The 19,685-nt window shown below is 63.9% G+C and carries 25 protein-coding genes and 1 tRNA gene; 15 read left to right on the forward strand and 11 right to left on the reverse strand.

What is annotated here, in order from left to right:
* Window positions 1-15: 15 nt before the first annotated feature.
* The 8 genes from ASD15_RS29720 to ASD15_RS29755 all read left to right on the forward strand — a co-directional run bounded on the left by ASD15_RS29720 (window position 16) and on the right by ASD15_RS29755 (window position 7,160).
* Window positions 16-912, forward strand: a complete 897-nt coding sequence (locus tag ASD15_RS29720; protein ID WP_200954126.1) for a branched-chain amino acid ABC transporter permease — start codon at window positions 16-18, stop codon at window positions 910-912.
* A 12-nt stretch (window positions 913-924) separates the two neighbouring features.
* Window positions 925-1,983: a branched-chain amino acid ABC transporter permease gene (locus ASD15_RS29725; protein WP_057158617.1), complete on the forward strand. Its 1,059-nt coding sequence runs from the start codon at window positions 925-927 to the stop codon at window positions 1,981-1,983.
* Between the two features lie 30 nt (window positions 1,984-2,013).
* Complete coding sequence (locus tag ASD15_RS29730) at window positions 2,014-3,318, forward strand: ABC transporter substrate-binding protein (protein WP_057158618.1); 1,305 nt, start codon at window positions 2,014-2,016, stop codon at window positions 3,316-3,318.
* Between the two features lie 72 nt (window positions 3,319-3,390).
* On the forward strand, window positions 3,391-4,218 hold the full coding sequence (locus tag ASD15_RS29735) for an ABC transporter ATP-binding protein (RefSeq protein WP_057158619.1): 828 nt from the start codon (window positions 3,391-3,393) through the stop codon (window positions 4,216-4,218).
* Between the two features lie 7 nt (window positions 4,219-4,225).
* On the forward strand, window positions 4,226-4,579 hold the full coding sequence (locus ASD15_RS29740; RefSeq protein WP_057158620.1) for an MmcQ/YjbR family DNA-binding protein: 354 nt from the start codon (window positions 4,226-4,228) through the stop codon (window positions 4,577-4,579).
* Window positions 4,576-5,841 carry a phenylacetate--CoA ligase family protein gene (locus tag ASD15_RS29745; RefSeq protein WP_057158621.1) on the forward strand — a complete coding sequence of 422 codons (1,266 nt, stop codon included), beginning with the start codon at window positions 4,576-4,578 and terminating at the stop codon, window positions 5,839-5,841. Before ASD15_RS29740 ends, ASD15_RS29745 begins: the two co-directional genes overlap by 4 nt.
* 92 nt (window positions 5,842-5,933) lie before the next feature.
* The gene (locus ASD15_RS29750; protein WP_057158622.1) at window positions 5,934-6,512 is read left to right on the forward strand and encodes a hypoxanthine-guanine phosphoribosyltransferase; all 579 of its coding nucleotides are present in this window, start codon (window positions 5,934-5,936) and stop codon (window positions 6,510-6,512) included.
* A gap of 45 nt (window positions 6,513-6,557) precedes the next feature.
* Window positions 6,558-7,160, forward strand: a complete 603-nt coding sequence (locus ASD15_RS29755; RefSeq protein ID WP_057158624.1) for a hypothetical protein — start codon at window positions 6,558-6,560, stop codon at window positions 7,158-7,160.
* Window positions 7,161-7,170: 10 nt separating this feature from the next.
* Here ASD15_RS29755 and ASD15_RS29760 read toward each other — a convergent pair whose 3' ends face one another.
* The 7 genes from ASD15_RS29760 to ASD15_RS29790 form a co-directional block, all read right to left on the reverse strand.
* The gene (locus ASD15_RS29760) at window positions 7,171-7,638 is read right to left on the reverse strand and encodes a helix-turn-helix domain-containing protein (RefSeq protein WP_057158626.1); all 468 of its coding nucleotides are present in this window, start codon (window positions 7,636-7,638) and stop codon (window positions 7,171-7,173) included.
* Window positions 7,639-7,816: 178 nt separating this feature from the next.
* Complete coding sequence (locus tag ASD15_RS29765; protein WP_057158627.1) at window positions 7,817-8,230, reverse strand: type II toxin-antitoxin system VapC family toxin; 414 nt, start codon at window positions 8,228-8,230, stop codon at window positions 7,817-7,819.
* Window positions 8,227-8,481 (reverse strand): hypothetical protein, encoded by a 255-nt coding sequence (locus ASD15_RS29770; protein ID WP_057158629.1) that lies wholly within the window; start codon window positions 8,479-8,481, stop codon window positions 8,227-8,229. Before ASD15_RS29770 ends, ASD15_RS29765 begins: the two co-directional genes overlap by 4 nt.
* Window positions 8,482-8,672: 191 nt before the next feature.
* Window positions 8,673-9,626 carry a nitronate monooxygenase family protein gene (locus tag ASD15_RS29775; protein WP_057158631.1) on the reverse strand — a complete coding sequence of 318 codons (954 nt, stop codon included), beginning with the start codon at window positions 9,624-9,626 and terminating at the stop codon, window positions 8,673-8,675.
* An 80-nt stretch (window positions 9,627-9,706) separates the two neighbouring features.
* Window positions 9,707-10,618, reverse strand: a complete 912-nt coding sequence (locus tag ASD15_RS29780; RefSeq protein WP_057158633.1) for an MBL fold metallo-hydrolase — start codon at window positions 10,616-10,618, stop codon at window positions 9,707-9,709.
* Between the two features lie 8 nt (window positions 10,619-10,626).
* Complete coding sequence (locus ASD15_RS29785; protein ID WP_057158635.1) at window positions 10,627-10,842, reverse strand: DUF1289 domain-containing protein; 216 nt, start codon at window positions 10,840-10,842, stop codon at window positions 10,627-10,629.
* A 31-nt stretch (window positions 10,843-10,873) separates the two neighbouring features.
* Entirely contained in the window at window positions 10,874-11,245 is a 372-nt protein-coding gene (locus ASD15_RS29790) for a VOC family protein (protein ID WP_057158637.1), read from the reverse strand.
* Between the two features lie 141 nt (window positions 11,246-11,386).
* On the opposite strand from ASD15_RS29790, the gene ASD15_RS29795 reads away from it, so the two are divergent.
* Both ASD15_RS29795 and ASD15_RS29800 read left to right on the forward strand, forming a co-directional pair.
* Window positions 11,387-11,800, forward strand: a complete 414-nt coding sequence (locus ASD15_RS29795; RefSeq protein ID WP_057158639.1) for a hypothetical protein — start codon at window positions 11,387-11,389, stop codon at window positions 11,798-11,800.
* Window positions 11,801-11,828: 28 nt separating this feature from the next.
* Window positions 11,829-13,220, forward strand: coding sequence for a PHB depolymerase family esterase (locus tag ASD15_RS29800; protein ID WP_229418385.1), 1,392 nt, complete (start codon window positions 11,829-11,831; stop codon window positions 13,218-13,220).
* 23 nt (window positions 13,221-13,243) lie between these two features.
* On the opposite strand, the gene ASD15_RS32050 is transcribed toward ASD15_RS29800, so the two are convergent.
* The 3 genes from ASD15_RS32050 to ASD15_RS29810 are packed head-to-tail and all read right to left on the reverse strand — an operon-like array spanning window position 13,244 to window position 14,244.
* Window positions 13,244-13,456, reverse strand: a complete 213-nt coding sequence (locus tag ASD15_RS32050) for a cysteine-rich CWC family protein (protein WP_082552237.1) — start codon at window positions 13,454-13,456, stop codon at window positions 13,244-13,246.
* Complete coding sequence (locus ASD15_RS29805) at window positions 13,453-13,653, reverse strand: zf-HC2 domain-containing protein (RefSeq protein ID WP_057158643.1); 201 nt, start codon at window positions 13,651-13,653, stop codon at window positions 13,453-13,455. The genes ASD15_RS32050 and ASD15_RS29805 overlap by 4 nt, the downstream gene beginning before the upstream one ends.
* Before the next feature lie 9 nt (window positions 13,654-13,662).
* On the reverse strand, window positions 13,663-14,244 hold the full coding sequence (locus ASD15_RS29810) for a sigma-70 family RNA polymerase sigma factor (protein WP_057158645.1): 582 nt from the start codon (window positions 14,242-14,244) through the stop codon (window positions 13,663-13,665).
* 112 nt (window positions 14,245-14,356) lie between these two features.
* On the opposite strand from ASD15_RS29810, the gene argB reads away from it, so the two are divergent.
* Window positions 14,357-15,283: an acetylglutamate kinase gene (gene argB / locus ASD15_RS29815; protein WP_057158646.1), complete on the forward strand. Its 927-nt coding sequence runs from the start codon at window positions 14,357-14,359 to the stop codon at window positions 15,281-15,283.
* A 43-nt stretch (window positions 15,284-15,326) separates the two neighbouring features.
* Window positions 15,327-15,401 (forward strand) — tRNA-Thr (locus ASD15_RS29820).
* A gap of 64 nt (window positions 15,402-15,465) precedes the next feature.
* Here ASD15_RS29820 and ASD15_RS29825 read toward each other — a convergent pair.
* Window positions 15,466-16,365, reverse strand: coding sequence for a TraB/GumN family protein (locus ASD15_RS29825; RefSeq protein WP_082552238.1), 900 nt, complete (start codon window positions 16,363-16,365; stop codon window positions 15,466-15,468).
* Between the two features lie 77 nt (window positions 16,366-16,442).
* Between ASD15_RS29825 and ASD15_RS29830 the strand changes: the two genes are divergently transcribed.
* The 3 genes from ASD15_RS29830 to pabB are packed head-to-tail and all read left to right on the forward strand — an operon-like array spanning window position 16,443 to window position 19,625.
* Window positions 16,443-17,144 carry an HAD-IA family hydrolase gene (locus ASD15_RS29830; RefSeq protein WP_082552239.1) on the forward strand — a complete coding sequence of 234 codons (702 nt, stop codon included), beginning with the start codon at window positions 16,443-16,445 and terminating at the stop codon, window positions 17,142-17,144.
* A gap of 40 nt (window positions 17,145-17,184) precedes the next feature.
* Window positions 17,185-17,760, forward strand: coding sequence for a nucleoid occlusion factor SlmA (gene slmA, locus ASD15_RS29835; protein WP_057158652.1), 576 nt, complete (start codon window positions 17,185-17,187; stop codon window positions 17,758-17,760).
* Between the two features lie 20 nt (window positions 17,761-17,780).
* Window positions 17,781-19,625, forward strand: a complete 1,845-nt coding sequence (gene pabB, locus ASD15_RS29840) for an aminodeoxychorismate synthase component I (protein ID WP_057158653.1) — start codon at window positions 17,781-17,783, stop codon at window positions 19,623-19,625.
* Window positions 19,626-19,685: the final 60 nt, after the last annotated feature.

A 19,685-nucleotide genomic window follows, 5' to 3' on the forward strand; every position in this document is an offset into this window, starting at 1 on the left:
GGGCGCCACATGAATATCAGTTTTTTCTTTGAAGTGCTGATCGGCGGCCTGCTGTCCGGCGTGATGTATGCGCTGGTGGCAATCGGCTTCGTGCTGATCTACAAGGCGTCCGGCGTGTTCAACTTCGCCCAGGGCGCGATGGTGTTCTTCGCCGCCCTGACCTGCGTCGGCCTGATGGACAAGTTCGGCTTTTCGCTGTGGCTGGCGATACCGGCCACGGTGGTGGCCATGATCATCCTCGGCCTGGCGATCGAACGCGTCGTGCTGCGGCCGCTGGTAAACCAGCCTGAAATCACGCTGTTCATGGCCACCATCGGCCTGGCCTTCTTCATCGAAGGCCTGGCGCAGCTGATGTGGGGCTCGCAAGTGCACCGCCTGGAGCTGCCCATCGAGGACGTGCCGCTGCAGATCCTGATGGACAAGTTCAACATCATCGTCTCCCAATTCGACGTGATGGCGGCGGCGGTGTGCGGCGTCATGGTACTGATCCTCTCCCTGGTGTTCTCCAAGACCAAGGTAGGCCGCGCGCTGCGCGCCGTGGCCGACGACCACCAGGCCGCGCTGGCGGTGGGCATTCCGCTGCAGCGCATCTGGGGCATCCTGTGGGCGGTGGCCGGCATGGTGGCCCTGGTGGCCGGCCTGCTTTGGGGTGCGCGCAACGGCGTGCAGTTCGCGCTCACCTTCATCGCGCTGAAAGCCTTGCCGGTGCTGATCCTGGGCGGCTTCACCTCGGTGCCCGGTGCGATTGTCGGCGGCCTGATCATCGGCGCTTCCGAGAAGCTGGCGGAAGTCTACATCGGCCCCATGGTGGGCGGAGGCATCGAGGGCTGGTTCCCTTACGTGCTGGCACTGCTGTTCCTGCTGGTACGGCCCGAAGGCCTGTTCGGCGAAAAAATCATCCGCAGGATTTGAGAGGACTCCACCATGTTCTACCGTGAAGCAGGACAATTCAAAACCCGCTACGAAACCGATGGCCAGATCTTTCCGATCCGCCAGGACCGCATCGCCGTCACCGTCACCATGGTGGTGGCCGTGCTGGTGCTGCCGCTGTTGGCGTCGCCCTACATGCTGTCGGCCATCCTGATCCCCTTCCTGATCTTTGCGCTGGCCGCACTGGGACTGAACATCCTCACCGGCTATGCCGGCCAGCTGTCGCTCGGCACCGCCGCCTTCATGGCGGTGGGCGCCTTCGCCTCCTACAACTTCATCCTGCGCATTCCCGGCATTCCGGTGCTGCTGGCCTTCGTGCTGGGCGGCCTGTGCGCGGCCATGGTGGGCATCGCCTTCGGCCTGCCGTCGCTGCGCATCCGCGGCTTCTACCTGGCCGCGTCCACGCTGGCCACGCAGTTCTTCGTGGTGTGGTGCCTGACCAAGATAGGCTGGCTGACCAATTACAGCTCGTCCGGCGTGATCACCGCGCAGAAAATGGAAATCCTTGGCTACGCCTTCGACACTCCAGCCCGCAAGTACCTGCTGGTGCTGCTGGTGGTGTCGGTGATGGCGCTGCTGGCCAAGAACATGGTGCGCTCCAACGTGGGCCGCTCCTGGATGGCGATCCGCGACATGGACGTGGCGGCCGAAGTGATCGGCTTTCGCCCGCTGCGCACCAAGCTGATGGCCTTCGCGGTGAGCTCCTTCTACTGCGGCGTGGCAGGAGCGCTGTACGCCTTCGCCTACCTCGGCACGGTGGAACCGGAAGCATACAACCTGGACCTGTCGTTCCGCATCCTGTTCATGATCATCATCGGCGGCGTGGGCTCCATCCTGGGCTCCTTCCTGGGCGCGGCATTCATCGTGCTGCTGCCGGTGTTCCTCAACATTCTGGCGCACGGCCTGGGGCTGCCGACCAGCGTGGCATCGAATCTCGAGTTGATGGTGTTTGGCGCCCTCATCATCTTTTTCCTGATCGTGGAACCCCACGGTCTGGCGCGTTTGTGGCAAATCGGCAAAGAGAAATTGCGCCTGTGGCCTTTCCCGCACTGAGCGCGACCTACAACAACGAAGGAGACAAAAATGAAATCGATCAAATCCCTGGTGATAGGCGCAACGCTGCTGGCATCCGTGGGCGGCGCCTTCGCCCAGTCCGAACAGTTCATCGCGCTGCCTTCCTACCGCGTCGGCCCTTACGCAGCCGGCGGCTCCGGCTTCTACGGCGGCATCATCGACTACTTTAACCTGGTGAACGCCAATGGCGGCATCAACGGCACCAAGATCTCGTGGGAGGAATGCGAGACCGAATACAACCCGTCGCGCGGCATCGAATGCTATGAGCGCATGAAGACCAAGAACGGCGGCGCCACCCTGGTCGAACCGCTGTCGACCGGCATCGCCTACGGCATCCTGGACCGCGTGGCCAAGGACAAAGTGCCGATGACCACCCTGGGCTACGGCCGCTCGGACGCCGCCAACGGCAAGGTCTTCCCGTATGTGTTCCCGCTGATTACCAGCTACTGGAACCAGGCAGCCGCCATGATCAAATACCTGGGCGACAAAAACGGCGGCATGGCCAAGCTGAAGGGCAAAAAGATCGTGCACCTGTACCACGACTCGGCATTCGGCAAGGAACCCTTGCCTGTGCTGGAGGAGCTGGCCAAGCAGCACGGCTTTGAGCTGATCAAGATCGCCGTGGCGCCGCCGGGCAGCGAGCAGCAGTCGCAGTGGCTGCAGATCCGCCAGGCCAACCCGGACCACGTGATCCTGTGGGGCTGGGGCGTGATGAACTCGGTCGCCATCAAGACCGCGCAGCGCAACGGCTTCCCGCGCGAGAAGATGCTGGGCGTGTGGTGGGCCGGCTCGGAGGAGGACACCATCGCCTCGGGCGACGCCGCCAAAGGCTACACCTCGATGACCTTCAACACCCCCGGCAACTACCCCTTGCTCGATGATTTGCGCAAGAAGGTTTATGCGGCCGGCAAAGGCAACCTGGCGGACCAGGGCCGCATCGGTTCGGTGTACCACATGCGCGGCGTAACGGCCGGCGTGCTGTACGGCGAGGCGATCCGCACCGCGCAGGAAAAATTCGGCAAGGGCAAGGTCATGACCGGCGACCAGATCCGCTGGGGCCTGGAGAACCTGAACATCGACGAAGCGCGCCAGAAAGCGCTGGGCGCACTGGGCATGTTCCCGCCGGTGAAAACCACCTGCGACGACCACGAAGGTTCGGGTGCGGTGAAAGTGCAGCAATGGGATGGCAAGAAGTGGGTCGCCATCACGCCGAACTGGGTGGTGGGCGACAAGGCACTGACCCGCAAGCTGGTGGAGGAATCGTCCGCCAAGTACGCGGCCGAGAAAGGCATTACGCCGGCCTGCGCCAAGTAAGCCGGCCTGCCGCGCTGGCGGGTGACGCACTGGCGTGCCCACCCGCCCTACCAAACCTGATCGAGAACGCATATGAACACTGCCGCCATCGCCGCTCCGCCTCCCTACCTCTCGGTGAACAACATCGAGGTCATCTACGACCACGTGATCCTGGTGCTCAAAGGCGTCTCGCTGCAAGTCCCGCAAGGGAAAATCGTGGCGCTGCTGGGCGCCAACGGGGCTGGCAAATCCACCACGCTCAAGACCGTGTCCACGCTGCTGCGCGGAGAACGGGGCGACGTCACCAAGGGCGAAGTCCAGTTCAAGGGCGAGCGCGTGGACCAGCTGACGCCGAACGAACTGGTGAAGCGCGGCCTGTCGCAAGTGATGGAAGGGCGCCACTGTTTCGGCCACCTCACCATCGAGGAAAACCTGCTGACCGGCGCCTATACGCGCAGCCTGAGCCGCGCAGAACTGAAGGAATCGCTGGACAAGGTGTACCACTATTTCCCGCGCCTGAGGGAGCGCCGCGCCAGCCAGGCCGGCTACACTTCGGGCGGCGAGCAGCAGATGTGCGCCATCGGGCGTGCCTTGATGGCCAAGCCTTCCATGATTTTGCTCGACGAGCCGTCGATGGGCATCGCGCCGCAGATCGTCGACGAGATTTTCGGCATCGTGAAGGACTTGAACCAGAAGGAGAATGTGTCCTTCCTGCTGGCCGAGCAGAACACCAACGTGGCCCTGCGCTACGCGGACTTCGGCTACATCCTGGAGAACGGCCGCGTGGTGATGGAAGGCGAAGCGTCCGAACTGGCCAACAACGAGGACGTCAAAGAGTTCTACCTCGGCATGTCCGGCGCCGGCCGCAAGAGCTTCCGCGACATGAAGTTTTACCGCCGCCGCAAGCGCTGGCTGGCATGAGGCGAGCATGAATATCGAGAAGGCGAAAGCCGTGTGCCGTGCCCTGCCCGGCGCCACTGAAGACATCAAATGGGGCGCCGACCTGGTGTTCTCGGTGGGGGAGAAAATGTTCGCGGTCACCGGCAGCGAAGCGGCCGACGGCATCAGTTTCAAAGTGGACGATGACCGCTTCCTCGAGCTGACCGACCGTCCGGGCATCGTCCCCGCGCCCTACCTGGCGCGCGCCAAGTGGGTAAAGATTGAAGACCTGAAAGCGGTGAGCGATGCCGAAGCGGCCGCGCTGCTGAAACGTTCTTACGAAATCATTTTCGGCAAACTGACCAAGAAACTGCAGCGCGAAATCGGAGACACGCCGTCATGAACGAAATCCTGAGCGACACCCTGGACAGTCTGGAAACGCGCGCGCCCGAGCAGCGCGAACGCGAACTGCTGGCACGCCTTCCCGGCCTGATAGCGCGCGCGCAAAGTGCGCCGGGCTGGGGCCGCATCCTGGCCGGCGTGGACCCCAACACCATCAACAGCCGCGCAGCGCTGGCCGCGCTGCCGGTTACGCGCAAGTCCGAACTGAAGGGGTTGCAGCAGGAGATCAAGCCGTTCGGCGGCCTGAACGCCACGCCGCTGGGCCAGCTGGGACGCGTGTTCATGTCGCCCGGCCCCATCTTCGATCCCGAGGGACGCGGCGCCGACTGGTGGCGCTTCTCGCGGCCGATGTACGCTGCCGGCGTGCGCGCCGGCGGCCTGCTGCAAAACTGCTTCGCCTACCACTTCACGCCAGCCGCCTTCATGGTGGAAGGCGGCGCGGCCCGCATCGGCTGCGCGGTGATCCCGGCCGGCAGCGGCCAGACCGAGATGCAGGTGCAGGCCATGGAATCGCTCAAGCCGGACACGTATATCGGCACGCCGTCCTTCCTCAAGATCATCATCGAGAAGGCGCGCGAAATGGGCGCCGACATCAGCAGCGTGAAGCAGGCCATGATGGGCGCCGAAGCGCTGCCCGAATCATTGCGCCGCTGGTTCGCCGAGAACGGCGTGCCGCACGTGCTGCAAACCTACGCCTCGGCCGACATCGGCAGCATCGCCTACGAAACCCGCAGCGGCGGCACGGTCCATCCCGGCATGGTGCTGGACGAGGACGTGCTGCTGGAAATCGTGCGCCCCGGCAGCGGCGAACCGGTGCCGCCGGGCGAAGTGGGCGAAGTGCTGGTAACCCTGTTCAACCCCGACTATCCGCTAATCCGCTTCGCCACCGGCGACCTGTCGGCGATCCTGACCGACGCCCCGCCCTCGCCGTGCGGGCGCACCAACTTGCGCATCCGGGGCTGGATGGGCCGCGCCGACCAGACCACCAAGGTGCGCGCCATGTTCGTCCACCCTTCGCAAGTGCATGAAATCGCGCGCCGGCACCCGGAAATCCTGAAGGCGCGGCTGGTGGTGTCGGGCAAGATGGCCAACGACGTGATGACCTTGCATTGCGAAGTCGACAATCCCGGCGTTGTACAGGCCAATTCCATCATAGAAACTATTCGCGACCTGACCAAGCTGCGGGGCGAGGTGGCGTTTGCGGTTAAAGGCAGTTTGCCGAACGATGGCAAGGTGATCGACGACGTACGCGATTATTCCTGACATCTGTAGCAGGAATCCAACGCCGGAGCGGGCGCGCGGGATATGGCGGATAATAAAGACCATTCCTACCGATGTCAGAATAAGACCAGATCATGCAAGACTTTCATCACAACCGCGCCCGTGACCTGCTGAAGAACGCAGAAGAAATTTTCGACCAAGAAGCCGTGCAGACAGCCGTCAGCCGCATGGCCGGCGAGCTGAACGAACGCTTCGACCGGCCGGAAGACCAAGCCTTCCCGCTGGTGCTGGGCGTGATGGGCGGCGCGGTGGTATTCACCGGCAACCTGCTGCCGCAGCTGACCTTCCCGCTTGAATTCGACTATATCCATGTGAGCCGCTATGGCGACGAGGACAAGGGTGGCGCCGTGGTGTGGAAAGTGATCCCGCGCTCCAACGTGGTGGGCCGCACCGTGATCGTGCTGGACGACATCCTGGACGAAGGCGAAACCCTGGCCCACGTGAAACAGCGCCTGCTGGACATGGGCGCGGCCGAAGTGATCCTGGCCGTGTTCTGCGACAAGGCCATCGGCAAGGTCAAGCCGGTGACGGCCGACATCGTCGGCATCACCATCCCGAACCGCTTCGTGGTCGGCTACGGCATGGACGCCTATGGCTACTGGCGCAACCTGCCGGGGCTGTGGGCCATCAACACCGACGACCTGAACGTCTAGACACGCTTCTGGACGTTCGTGCCGGGGCGAACTAAGATACCCAATATGGGTATCTTCGCCGACGTACTATTCACCAAGACGCAGCAACGGGTGCTGGCCGTGCTCTATGGCCAGCCCAACCGGTCTTTTTACGCCAACGAAATCATCGCGCTGGCCGCCTGCGGTTCCGGCGCGGTGCAGCGCGAGCTGGCCAGCCTGGAAGAATCCGGCCTGGTGCACAGCTGGCGCGCCGGCAACCAGAAGCACTACCAGGTCGACCGCGACGCCACCATCTTCGAGGAACTGCACAGCATCGTCGTGAAAACCTTCGGCGCGGGGGATTTGATCCGCGCCGCGCTGCAAGCCCAGCTGCCACAGCTGGACGCCGTTTTCATCCACGGCGACGCGGTGGCGGGCACGGTGCACGCCAGCAGCGGCATCGATCTGATGGTGGTTGCGCCCCAGATCCGGCAGCTTGCACTGCGCCAGGCGCTGGGAGCGCTGACGGGCGAGCTGGGCCGCGAAGTGCGGCCGGCCTTCCACACGGCCGGGCAATTCGGCCAGCTATGGCGCAGCGGCGACGCGGCGCTGCGCGCCGTGCTGGAACAGCCCAAGATTTTCATCCAGGGCACGGAGGCCGAACTGATCAGGCTGGCCCAGCATCCCTGACGGCGTCCGTTCAGTGCGCGGCGATCTCGGGCGCGTCGTACCAGATGCCGAGCTTGTCGCCCTGCCATATCAGCAGATGAAACAGGTAGGCGTTCGCCAGCATCAGCAAGCCGCCGGCCAGCGCAGCCTCGTTGATGAGGCCGAGCAGGCAAAACACGAAACCGCTGACATGGGAAATGATTTCGATCCTGCGGGCGGCCTTCCGGGCTGGCTGGACAGCGAGCAAGTTCAGGGAGAAACAGCATTTGAGCCACAACGGCAGGCTCTCCCAGTTATGCGTATGTTTGTCGATCACGAATTTCTCCTGGTTCAAAGTTGATATCTCCACTTCGAGCGCCGCAGCCAGGCATTTCAGAGACTCGACACTGGCCTTGTGGCCGCTTTCGATCCGCTGGATGGTCCGGACGTTCAGGCCGGACATCTGAGCCAACTGCTCTTGGGATAGATTGCGGCTGAGGCGTAGTTGCTTGAGTATCATTCATGCGCTCCGGTGCTTGTGAACCTTGAGTATCCAGCGTGACCTGCCCTGTCGGTGACGAAATCTACCTGACTTTTACCCGACAGCGGGAGTTTTAGGCCAGAAACGACAACGCCAACCTGCAGGGGTTGGCGTTGCATGAGAAACTCTTGGCGGCCTGGGCGACAGCAACTGCGGATCAATCCCACGGGTTAATGACAACGATTTTGGCTGCCTCATAGGGCGCCACATCGCGCGAAGCCACCATGAACCGCCGGGAGGCAGCGATCGCGGCTATGTAACCATCTGCCGTCGGAAATGCGCGTCCGGCACCTCTGGCCGCTACCGCAAGCTCAGCATAAAACTTGGCAGCATCGGTATCGAATGGAAGTACCCGATCCCTAAACAACGCCATCAGACGGTCAAGGGCCTGGACCAATATGTCTTTACGCTTGCCTGACGGCAGTAGCCGTATTCCAAACAACAATTCAGCCAATGTCACGCTCGTCAGATACAGCGTTTCTGCGGCTTGATTGTTCAGCCAGGCACGCACGTGCGGATTGGGAGCCGGCTTCATCGCTTCAGAAACAACGTTGGTATCAAGGACGATCATTCAAACCTCGGTGGCTCAGCCGGGGATTTGTCCCTGATCTCGTTGAAAACTTCAAAATCCTCGTCGGCAAGGCCAAGCTCGCGCCCTAATGCGGCGAGAGCGTCGCCCATATGGACGCGCGTCTGCGGCTGCACTGCACTGGCCAGTATTTCGCGCACTTCAGCCTCCGTGCTACGCCCATGTTGTGCAGCCCGCATCCGCAAGGCGCGGTGCACCTCGTCGGGCAAGTTGCGTATTGTTAGCATAGCCATGTCATCACCCCGGAAGCGCCTTCAATGCATTCATCGTATGCAATTGCATGCAGTACCGCAAGGAGCACTCAAGCCGAGTGATAAGACCGAAGGCAACTTACTGCTGAATGCGAAGGCTTGCTGAAAGCAGCGCAGCCAAGCGGCACAATCGTGGCGCGCACTTTCTTTGACCGCTACGCCAGCAGCAATCGTTACAGGCTGAGGCGGGCGCGGGCTGCCGCGTATTCAGCCTTCAGGCGCTCCATCATCTCGGCCACGCTCGGCACGTCGTCCATCAGGCCCACGCCCTGGCCGGCGCCCCAGATGTCGCGCCAGGCCTTGGCGCTGCCGGAGCCGAAACTCATCTTGCTCTTGTCCGATTCCGGCAACGCGTCCGGGTCCAGGCCGGCATTGACGATGGATTTCTTCAGGTAGTTGCCGTGCACGCCGGTGAACAGGTTGGTGTAGACGATGTCCGCCGCCGCCGACTCGACGATGGCGTCGCGGTATGCGTCGGTCACGTTCGATTCCTGCGTGGCCAGCCAGCGCGAGCCGATGTAGGCGAAATCGGCGCCCATGGCTTGCGCGGCCAGGATGGCGTCGCCGGTGGCGATCGAGCCGGACAGGGCGATCGGGCCTTTGAAGAACTTGCGCACCTCGCCCACCAGCGCGAACGGGGACAGGGTGCCTGCGTGGCCGCCGGCGCCGCTGGCCACCAGGATCAGGCCGTCCACGCCCGCTTCCAGCGCCTTTTGCGCGTGGCGGATCGACACCACATCGTGCAGCACGATGCCGCCGTAGCTGTGGATGGCGTCCATCATCTCCTTCGGCGGCGCGCGCAGCGAGGAGATGATGATGGGTACCTGGTGCTGCACGCATACTTCCACGTCATGCGCCAGGCGGTCGTTCGACTGGTGCACGATCTGGTTGACGGCAATCGGGCCGACGCGCTTGCCCGGATTGGCGGCCTGGAACTCGGCCAGCTCGGCTTGCAGCTCGGTCAGCCAGGTGTCCAGCAGCTCGGCCGGACGGGCGTTGAGCGCCGGGAAGGAGCCGACGATGCCGGCCTTGCACTGCGCCGCCACCAGTTTCGGGCCGCTGGCGATGAACATCGGCGAGGCGATGACGGGAAGGGTCAGGTTTTGCAGCACGGTAGGCAAGGCCATGTCGGACTCCGAATGATATGGTTGAAAACGATCAATCCATTATAAAACGAAAAAAGTACGATCGTGCGATAACTTCGCCTCTAGCCGTCGTTGAGTAAGTACCCACTCTCGATGCGAGCGCTGCAGGCCCGCACCAGCTGCCTGATAGTCCACTCGGCCGTTTCTTCCGGCGTCTTGTCCAGGTAGCGCCGGGAGGCGGCCTGGATGATGGGCAGCGAGGCGAACAGCGCAGGCAGCTCGTCCAGCGCCATGCGCTGGCGCTCCAGCAGCAGGAACTTGAGCAGCACCTTGACGGCGTATTCGGCGTTGCGTACCGGGTTGCCGGACAGGAAATCGAGGCGGGTGCGGGCGCGTTTCAGCGCCGCCGCCACGTCGGTGAACACGGCCCCGTGGCCCGGGATGACGGTGCGCACGTCCAGCGAGGCGATCAAGTCCAGCGTGGCACGTTCCTCGATGAAGCCGGACTCGCCGTCCAGCTCGGGGAAAATCACGCCGAAGCCGTTCTGCCACAGCGCGTCGGCCGAGATCAGGATGGCTTCCTGGGGGCAGTACAGCAGCAGCGAGTGCGCATCGTGGCCGGGCGCGCCCATCACCTGCCATTCCAGGTCGGCCATGGTGAGCTTGTCGCCCGGTGTGAGCACGCCGTCCGCGTTGAAGCGCTGGCATTGCTGGCCGGTGGCTTTGAAGCTGAGCTTTTCCTCGTCCCAGTGCCGCACATTGTCCAGCTCGGAAACCGGCACCAGGGTTTCGCTGCCATAGTGCGCCTGCAGGACGGCGTTGCCGCCGCAATGGTCGGAATGCAGGTGGGTGTTGACGATGCGGTCCAGGCGGCGGCCCTTGAGGGCGTGGCGCACCAGATCCAGCGTTTGCGGCGCGTGGATCAGGTAGCCGCTGTCGACCAGCGTGGTCTCGTGGCGGCCCAGCATGAGCACGTTGTTGGACGAGAGCCAGCCACGTTCGAAGACGTGGACATTATCGGGCAATGCTTTCATTGTTACGTCTACTCAAAATCGATCAGCTGCTCGCGGCGGCGGATTTCGGCCCACACGGTGCGCTTGAAATCGTCGTCGGCGCGCGACCACTGGACGATCTCATCGATGGTGCGCATGCAGCCTTCGCAATAACCGGTGTCGCGGTTCATTTTGCACAGGCTGACGCAGGGGGATGGCACCGGGGAGGCCAGTTCGGGCGTGCCGGTGGGATTTTCAGTGCTCATTGCGCAGTTTTACGGGAAGAATGTGCGCATTTTACCGCGCCAGGCGTTCGACCAGTTCAATCCGGTTGCCAAAGGGGTCGAAGATGGTGGCGCGCAGTGCGCCCGGCACCGGCTCGTCGAAGCCGCCGTCCAGGCCGCGCTGCTTCAATTCCGCGAGATAGCCGGCCAGGTCGTCCACCAGCAGGGCGGGGTGGGCTTTCTTTGCCGGCAGGAAGTTGCTTTCTCCGCCCAGATGGATCTGCTGCTTGCCGGCGGCGAACCAGCAGCCGCCGCGCACGGCCAGGTTGGCCGGCTTTTCCAGCTCCTGCATGCCCAGAACATTGCCATAAAAATCACGCGCTGCATCTTCCGCGCCGACCGGGAGGGCCACCTGCACGTGGTCGAGTCCAATTATTTTTGCCATGGTTTTGCCGAGGTTTACCTATGTGAACATCCCTCAACCATACTCCAAGCCCGGAAAAGGCGCTTGCAATTAGAAGGTTCGGCCCTATACTACCATCCAGGTGGATGGCACACAGATGCCATCCGGAAGGAACAGGAGACTATGGCAACGCAAGAACTGAGATTGAAAACAAGCGATTCGGAAAAGATCACGATCAACCTGGGGCCGATCGACCTCGGGCAAATCGATTTGCTGGTGCAGGAAGGGTTCTACGCCAACCGCACCGATCTGATCCGCACCGCGATCCGCAACCAGCTGGCGCAGCATGCCGACGTGGTGAAGCAGACCGTCGCGCGCAAGAGCCTGGTACTGGGTATGCAGCACTACAGCCGGCAGGACCTGGAGCAGTTGCAGGCGGCCGGCGAGCGCTTGCGCATCCATGTGCTGGGACTGGCCAGCATTGCCAACGACGTGTCGGTGGAACTGGCACTGGCGACCATAGAATCGATATTCGTGCTGGGTGCATTGCACGCCAGCGCCGTATTGAAAACCGCGCTTGCAGGGCGCATTCATTAGCGCCGATTTGGCGCTTGAGGGGCAGGACATGAAATTGAATCATCAACTATTCAGCCAGATGCGAGCGGCCACGCAGCAATTGTTCGGTAAAGGACCAGGCAAGGGGGCGGCGGCGGCCACCGCCGCGATCCAGCAGGCGCTGGCCGGTCTGAACCTGGGCAGCCGCCGGCCCCAATCCGCGCCGGGAGCAGCGCCCGAAGCGCCGCCGATGCGCGACATCAATCCCCCCCCCGGCGCCGCGCGCGCCGACGCCACGCACGGCAGCGGCGCGGCGCCGCATGCCGATGCAGCAAGCTTTGCGCAGCCTTCGCGCAGTGGAGGCCAGCACGCTGGCCCGCGCGGCGCTCACGCGGAAACCGAAGCAGCAGCGGGCCAGGCCTGGACGCCGCCGGCCATGCCGCAGATGCCGCCCAATGCGCAAGCTTTCGTCGAAGACTTGCTGGGCCAGCTGGGCGTCAATGGCGGCAAGCTGCCGCAAGGACTGGACCTCGGCAATTTCGAGATGCCGGATTTCGACCTGCCCGGCATGAAGGGCGGCAAACCGGCGCCGCTGCCGGAAGGGGCGCAATTCATCAGCGGCAGCTACACCAACCATGCCGGCACGCGCGGCTACAAGCTGTACATCCCCAGCACCTATCATGGCCAGGCCATGCCGCTGCTGGTGATGCTGCACGGCTGTACCCAGGATCCTGACGATTTCGCGGCCGGCACCCAGATGAACGCCGTGGCGGAGGAGAAGCAGTGCTTCGTGGTGTATCCCGCGCAGTCGCAGCAAGCCAACAACCACAAGTGCTGGAATTGGTTCAATGCGCTCGACCAGCAGCGCGGCCAGGGCGAACCGTCCATCATTGCCGGCATTGCGCAACAGGTGATCGCCGACTATCCGGTCGATGAACGCCAGGTATACGTGGCCGGCCTGTCGGCGGGCGGCGCGATGGCCGTGATCGCCGGCACGCTGTACCCGGACCTGTTCGCGGCCGTGGGTGTGCATTCGGGCCTGCCGTACGCGTCGGCGCAGGATCTGCCTTCGGCGCTGAGCGCCATGAAGCGCGGCGCATCGGGCAATGTAAACAAGGCGGCGCACACCGAGGGCGCCAGCCCGCCCATCATCGTGTTCCATGGCGACCAGGACCACACGGTCCATCCGCGCAACGGCGAGCAGGTGATGGAGCAGAAGCTGCGCGCGCACGGCCTGGCGCAGGCCAGGGCGGAAGCCGATGCGGGCAGCGTGCCGAATGGGCACCGCTACACCGTGACCACGCACCGTCACGAGGACGGCACGCCGCTGGGCGAGCATTGGGTGGTGCATGGCGCGGGCCATGCGTGGTCGGGCGGCAGTGCGGCGGGCAGCTATACCGACGGCAAAGGGCCGGACGCGAGCAGGGAGATGATGCGGTTTTTCCGTACCGTGGCAGGATAGGCGTTTGCCGCGGCGCTGGCGGGTTACGCTCCGCTAAGCCGCCCTGCGGTGGCGGCGCGGGCTTCACGCTCGGCGATGTGCTGCTTCAGGCACGCGGGGCACCAGCATGTGAGGTCCGTGCCGACGTCGGGCACGGGTACGGCCGGCGGCATGGCGGTGCACCAGCATGGGCCGCCATCGTTGCCGTCCACCATGGCGCAGCTGAAGGCAGCGCCGCAGCGCTTGCATACGCTCAAGGCTCGTCCCCGGGAAACACGCGCATGGCTTTGCGCAGGGTATCCATCTGGTTGTTGAAGCGGGTGCAGGCGCCGCACACCATCAGGTGCAGGCGCATGCGCGTGCGCTCGACCAGCGACAGTTCCCGGTCCATGCCTTCGGATACCAGGCGGTGCACTTCCCTGCAAGTTGGCTTCAGGCCGTCCTGACTCATCATCTCTCCGCTTTATCCCCGTGCGCCGAACCAGTTCAAGTCCAGGCATTCGCGCAGGCGCAAACGCGCCCGGTACAGCAGCACCCAGGCATTAGCCGAAGTAATCGTCAATTCCTTACAAATTTCTTCCGTCTCCAGTTCCAGCCACTCGCGCATCATGAATATGCGCGCATTCTTGGCGGGCAGCTTTTCCAGGCACACCTCCAACACCTTGAAAAAGTCCTTCTGCTCCAGTGTGCGGTCGGGATCGCCCCACTGGCGCGGCATGTCCACCGTATGGCCGTCGGCGGCGAACAGCGCGTCGATGGCATCGTCCTCGGACTGGTCCTCGGCAGTGTCGATCTGGCGTTCGCGGGTGGAAGCGCGCAGGTTGTCGATGATTTTGTACTTCAGGATGCCGGTGACATAGGTGCGCAGAGACGACTGGCCCTGAAAGCGTTCGGGCTGTTCCAGCACCGCGATCAGCGTGTCCTGCACCGCGTCTTCCGCCAGCGCCTGATTCCGCAATTGCAACAGTGCGAAGCGGACGAGCTGGGGCCGCATAGCCTCGAGCTGGCTATGGAGTGGTTGGGTGGTTGGCACGGTAGGATCCATTTTGGCCCAGCCTAGCGGAACGTCCCGGAAATTACAACAGCAAAAGGCCCTATAATGCGTGCTGGAAGCCAGCTTTTGACTTAAAATCGCTCACCTTTTTACCGGATTCGCCATGACCCAACTCACCAACCTGAACCTGGCCGTACCCCCTGACGACCTGACTGCGGTCTCGCCCGCAATCAAGGCACAGATCCTGGCCGAGGCGCTGCCCTACATCCGTAATTTCCATGGCAAGACCATCGTCATCAAATACGGCGGCAACGCGATGACCGACGAGCGCCTGAAACACGGCTTCGCGCGCGATGTGATCCTGTTGAAACTGGTGGGCATGAATCCGGTGGTGGTGCACGGCGGCGGTCCGCAGATCGACAACGCGCTCAAGAAAATCGGCAAGCAAGGCACCTTCGTGCAGGGCATGCGCATCACCGACGAAGAAACCATGGAAGTGGTGGAGTGGGTGCTGGGCGGCGAAGTGCAGCAGGACATCGTGATGCTGATTAACCACTACGGTGGCCAGGCAGTGGGCCTGACCGGCAAGGACGGCGGCTTGATCCGCGCGCGCAAGATGGCCATGCCCGACCGCGAGAATCCGGGCCAGTTCCTGGACATCGGCTTCGTCGGCGAGATCGACGCGATCAACCCGGCGGTGGTGAAAGCGCTGCAGGACGACGCCTTCATTCCAATTATTTCGCCGATCGGCTTCGGCCAGGATGGCCAGGCTTACAACATCAACGCCGACGTGGTGGCGGGCAAGATCGCGGAAATCCTGAAAGCCGAAAAGCTGATCATGATGACCAATATCGCCGGCGTGCAGGACAAGAACGGCAACCTGGTGACCGACCTGTCGGCGCGCGAGATCGACGAGATGTTCGCCGACGGCACCATCTCCGGCGGCATGCTGCCTAAAATTTCGTCAGCGCTGGACGCGGCGAAGTCCGGCGTGAACACGGTGCACATCATCGATGGCCGCATCGAGCATTCTTTGTTGCTCGAAGTCTTGACGGAACAGGCTTTTGGCACTATGATCCGGTCTCACTAAAGTTTTGGCGGTGCTGAAGACCACTTGCACCGCCGATGTGTATGCCCTTGTAGCTCAGTGGTAGAGCACTCCCTTGGTAAGGGAGAGGCCACGTGTTCAATCCACGTCAAGGGCACCATCCTTTCCTGCAGCACCCTCCCGTAGCACATCTCCTGCAGTACATCTCCTGCAGTACATCTCCCTTAGTAAATCCGCTCCACCGCAACGCCGCGCTGCTTCAGCAATTCCGGAACGCTGCCCGTGCCCACCAGGTGCAGGATGCCGATCGCCACCAGACTGTTCTTTTCGCGCGCCATCAGTTTCACCACATTGTCCGCCAGCGCGGGATTGCGCCCGTCCAGCAGCACCTTCTGCACGAAGCGGCCCGAGAAACTGTCGTCGCCGGCAGCCTTGCGCGCCAGCGCGTCCAGCGCGGCGACGTCGGCGTTGCGCCAGGCATTGGCGATCTCGCGCGCCTGCGCGGCCTGCTCCTGGTCCTCGATGGCGGCGATGCCTTCCTGCAGGAACAGCGACTGTTCGGCCATGGTCATGCGGTTGAACAGCGCCATCTGGCCCGCCACCGACTCCAGTTCCACCACGCGCAGCTTGCGCGCGCGCGCCTGCTGCGACAGCCAGGCGTCCACCGCCAGGCCGGCCTCATAACCCTGCGCGGCGAATTCGCTGACGGTGAGCAGGCTGGCCAGCATCCAGGGCTTCATCGCCGCCACCGCCTCGTCGGCGATGGCGTAGCGGCGCAGCAGGCGCTCCAGGCGCGGCCGGTACGGCGCGGGCAGCTCGGCGGCGGCCGGGCCGCGGCCGCGCTGGTAGAGCCCGTGCTCGCGCACCGCGTGGCCGATCTTGGCAGGGTCGCCCAGCGGATCGACTTCCAGCGCCAGCACCGTGGCCTGCTGCAAAGCCTGCATCACGCGCGGCTCGAGCGGATAGAAATCGGCCGCACCGACATGGATGGTGCCAAACAGGTAAGCTGTATGTCCGCCCTGCTCCAGCTTGAACAGCGCGCCGCGGTTGGGGACGGCGATTTGCGGCGCCGGCGCCTCCGCCTGGGCAAGCCCAAAGGCCAGCAGGAAGAGGCTGCAAAACATCACTATAATCTGGCGTCGCATGTTTACCTTTTGTACTGAGCTTAGCTGTGAATAATAAACCTTCCACCAGGGCACCTGTGTGGCTGTTTGATCTGGACAATACGCTGCACAACGCGTCGCATGCCATTTTCCCGGCCATTACCGCCAACATGAACGCCTACATCGCGCGCGTGCTGGGCAAGGAAGGCACGCCGGCCGGCGCGGATGAGGTCAACGCGGCGCGCAAGCTGTACTGGCAGCGCTACGGCGCTACCCTGCTGGGCCTGGTGAAGCACCACGGCGTACGCTCCGAGCACTTCCTGCACGAGACCCACAACATGCCCGGTCTGGCGCACATGATACGGGCCGAGAAGGGCCTGGGCCGTTTGCTGCGCGCCCTGCCCGGCCGCAAGGTCTTGCTGACCAACGCGCCGCACCGCTATTCCGCCATGGTGCTGCGGCACATGGGGCTGCACCGCCACTTCTCGCACCACATCGCGATCGAATCGATGCGCGTGCACCGCCAGCTGCGGCCCAAGCCATCGCGCCTGATGCTGCGCAAGCTGATGCGTAAACAGGGCCTGACGCCGGGCCGCTGCATCCTGGTGGAGGACACGCTGGCCAACTTGCGTACCGCGCACGGCATGGGCATGCGCACCGCGTGGGTGACGCAATACCTGAAAATGGCCGACCCTATCGGCGCGGCCCACGTGCCGAAAAGACTTATTCGCCCCGCTTGGGTCGATGTCAAAGTAAAATCCGTAAGGCATCTGCCTGCGCGCCTGTCCCGGTTGCGCTGACTCTTTTTCATCCCGCTTTCTTACCAACCGTCGAGATCCCATGGCAAGCACACCGCCAGGCCAACGCAGGCAACAAATTCTGGAAGCTCTGGCCGAGATGCTGGAGCAGCCCAAAGGCGACAAGATCACCACCGCCGCGCTGGCCCGTAAACTGGAATTTTCAGAAGCGGCCCTGTACCGCCATTTCGCCAGCAAGGCGCAAATGTTCGAAGGGCTGATCGAGTTTATCGAGGCCACCGTGTTCGGCCTGATCAACCAGATCGCGGAACGCGAGGAGGACGGCATGGCGCAGGCACGCGGCATCGTCGGCATGCTGCTGCAGTTCGCCAGCAGCAATCCGGGCATGACGCGGGTGCTGATCGGCGACGCGCTGGTGAACGAGGACGAGCGCCTGCAGCAGCGCATGAACCAGTTTTATGACCGCGTGGAGCTGGCGTTCAAGCAGGCCTTGCGCCTGGCAGCCAGCACCGGCCATGGCCACGAGGCCGACGTCGCCGCACGCGCGGCCATGCTGGTAAGCTATGTGGCGGGCCGCTGGCACCGCTACGCCAAGAGCGGCTTCAGGCTGAATCCGGCGCAGGACGCGGCGTTGCAGATCTCCCTGCTGCTGAACTGAGTAAGGGAACGGGCAAGAACATGCGTATTGAACCGAGTGTGCAGTGCTTCGCATTGCTGGACGATGCCAGCCCGGACGGCATGGCCACGGCGCGCTCGCGCCTGTACACCAGCCATGCTGCCACCTTGCGCTGCCACGACCTGGCCGGCTGGCACCGCATCCTCGAGCAGATGGAGACCGCGCTGGGCAACGGCCAGCATGCAGTCACCTTGTGCGCCTACGAGCTGGGCGCGCATATCGCCGGCATGCCGGCGCAGCAGCAGCAGCAGCAGCAGCCCGGCGCGCCGCTGGCGCAGATCCTGATCTTCAACCGTTGCGACCTGCTGTCGCAAGCCGAAGTGGCGGCCTGGCTGGCCGCCTGCTCGGAAGCCGACGAAACGCCGGCCGGCATCGCCGGCGTGCGCGCCAATGTCGGCCAGGACCAATTTACCGATGCCATCAACCGCATCCGCGAGTACATTGCGGCGGGCGACACCTACCAGGTGAACTACACCTACCGCCTGCGCTTCGACACCTTCGGCTCCATCTTCGGCCTGTACGAACGCCTGCGCGCGCGCCAGCCGGTGCCCTACGGCGCATTGGTGGCGCTGGAGGACGGCACGGCGGTGCTGTCGCTGTCGCCCGAACTGTTCGTGCGCCACGCCGACGGCGAACTGACCGCACGCCCGATGAAGGGCACGGCCCCCGCAGCGGCGGGCAACGACGAGGCCGAGAACGCGCAGCGCGCGGCGGCGCTGGCGGCGGACGCCAAGAACCGCGCGGAAAACCTGATGATCGTGGACCTGCTGCGCAACGACATAGGCCGCATCGCGCAGACCGGCACGGTGGAAGTGCCGGCGCTGTTCGAAGTGCGGCGCTACAGCAGCGTGCTGCAGATGACCTCCACCGTGCGCGCCAGGCTGCGCGACGGCGTGGACATGGCCGGCATCTTCCACGCGCTCTATCCCTGCGGCTCCATCACGGGCGCCCCCAAGCGCCGCACCATGGAGATCATCGCGGAACTGGAGCCGGCGCCGCGCGGCCTGTACACCGGCGCCATAGGCTGGTTCCAGCCGTCCGACCACGGCGTGGGCGACTTTTGCCTGTCGGTGCCGATCCGCACCCTGGCGCTGCAAGCGCCGGTGAATGGCGTCCGGGCCGGAGAAATGGGCGTTGGCGCCGGCATCGTCTACGACAGCGAAGCGAACGACGAATTCGCAGAGTGCCAGCTGAAGGCGCGCTTCCTGACCGGCCTGACCAACGATTTCGAACTGTTCGAAACCATGTATGCCACGCGCGAACAAGGTGCGCGCAATCTTGAGCGGCATTTGCAGCGCCTGTCCGCATCCGCGCGCTACTTCAGCTTCGCCTACAACGACGGCGCCGCGCGCGCCTACGTCGCCATGGCCTGCAATATGATGGCGCCCGCCACGCCAACGCGCTTGCGCCTGGCGCTGAACCAGGCCGGCGCTTTCGCCGTGCAGCAAGGCGTGCTGGCGCCGCTGGCCGAGCCGGTGCGCGTGCTGCTGTCCGACGACGCCACCGACAGCGGCGACCTGTTCCTGCGCCACAAGACCAACCTGCGCGCCCGCTACGACGCCGCCTGGCGCGCGGCCGAGGCGCAGGGCGCATTCGACATGCTGTTCTTCAATGAGCGCGGCGAGCTGGCCGAAGGCGGCCGCAGCAGCGTGTTCGTCAAGCTGGATGGCCGCTGGTACACGCCACCGCTGGCAAGCGGCCTGCTGCCCGGCGTGATGCGCGCGGCCATGCTGGACGATCCGGCCTGGAACGCCAGCGAACGCGTAATCACGCGCGCCATGCTGGCGCAGGCCGAAGACATCATGATCTGCAACGCCCTGCGCGGCGCGGTGCGCGCGGTCCTGTAAGCGCTCCCTGTAAGCATTCCTCGTTTCGCCGCAGCCCGAAGCGAGGCTGCAGCCGCCGCC

The organism is Massilia sp. Root351 (assembly GCF_001425045.1).
Lineage (GTDB): Bacteria > Pseudomonadota > Gammaproteobacteria > Burkholderiales > Burkholderiaceae_D > Rugamonas.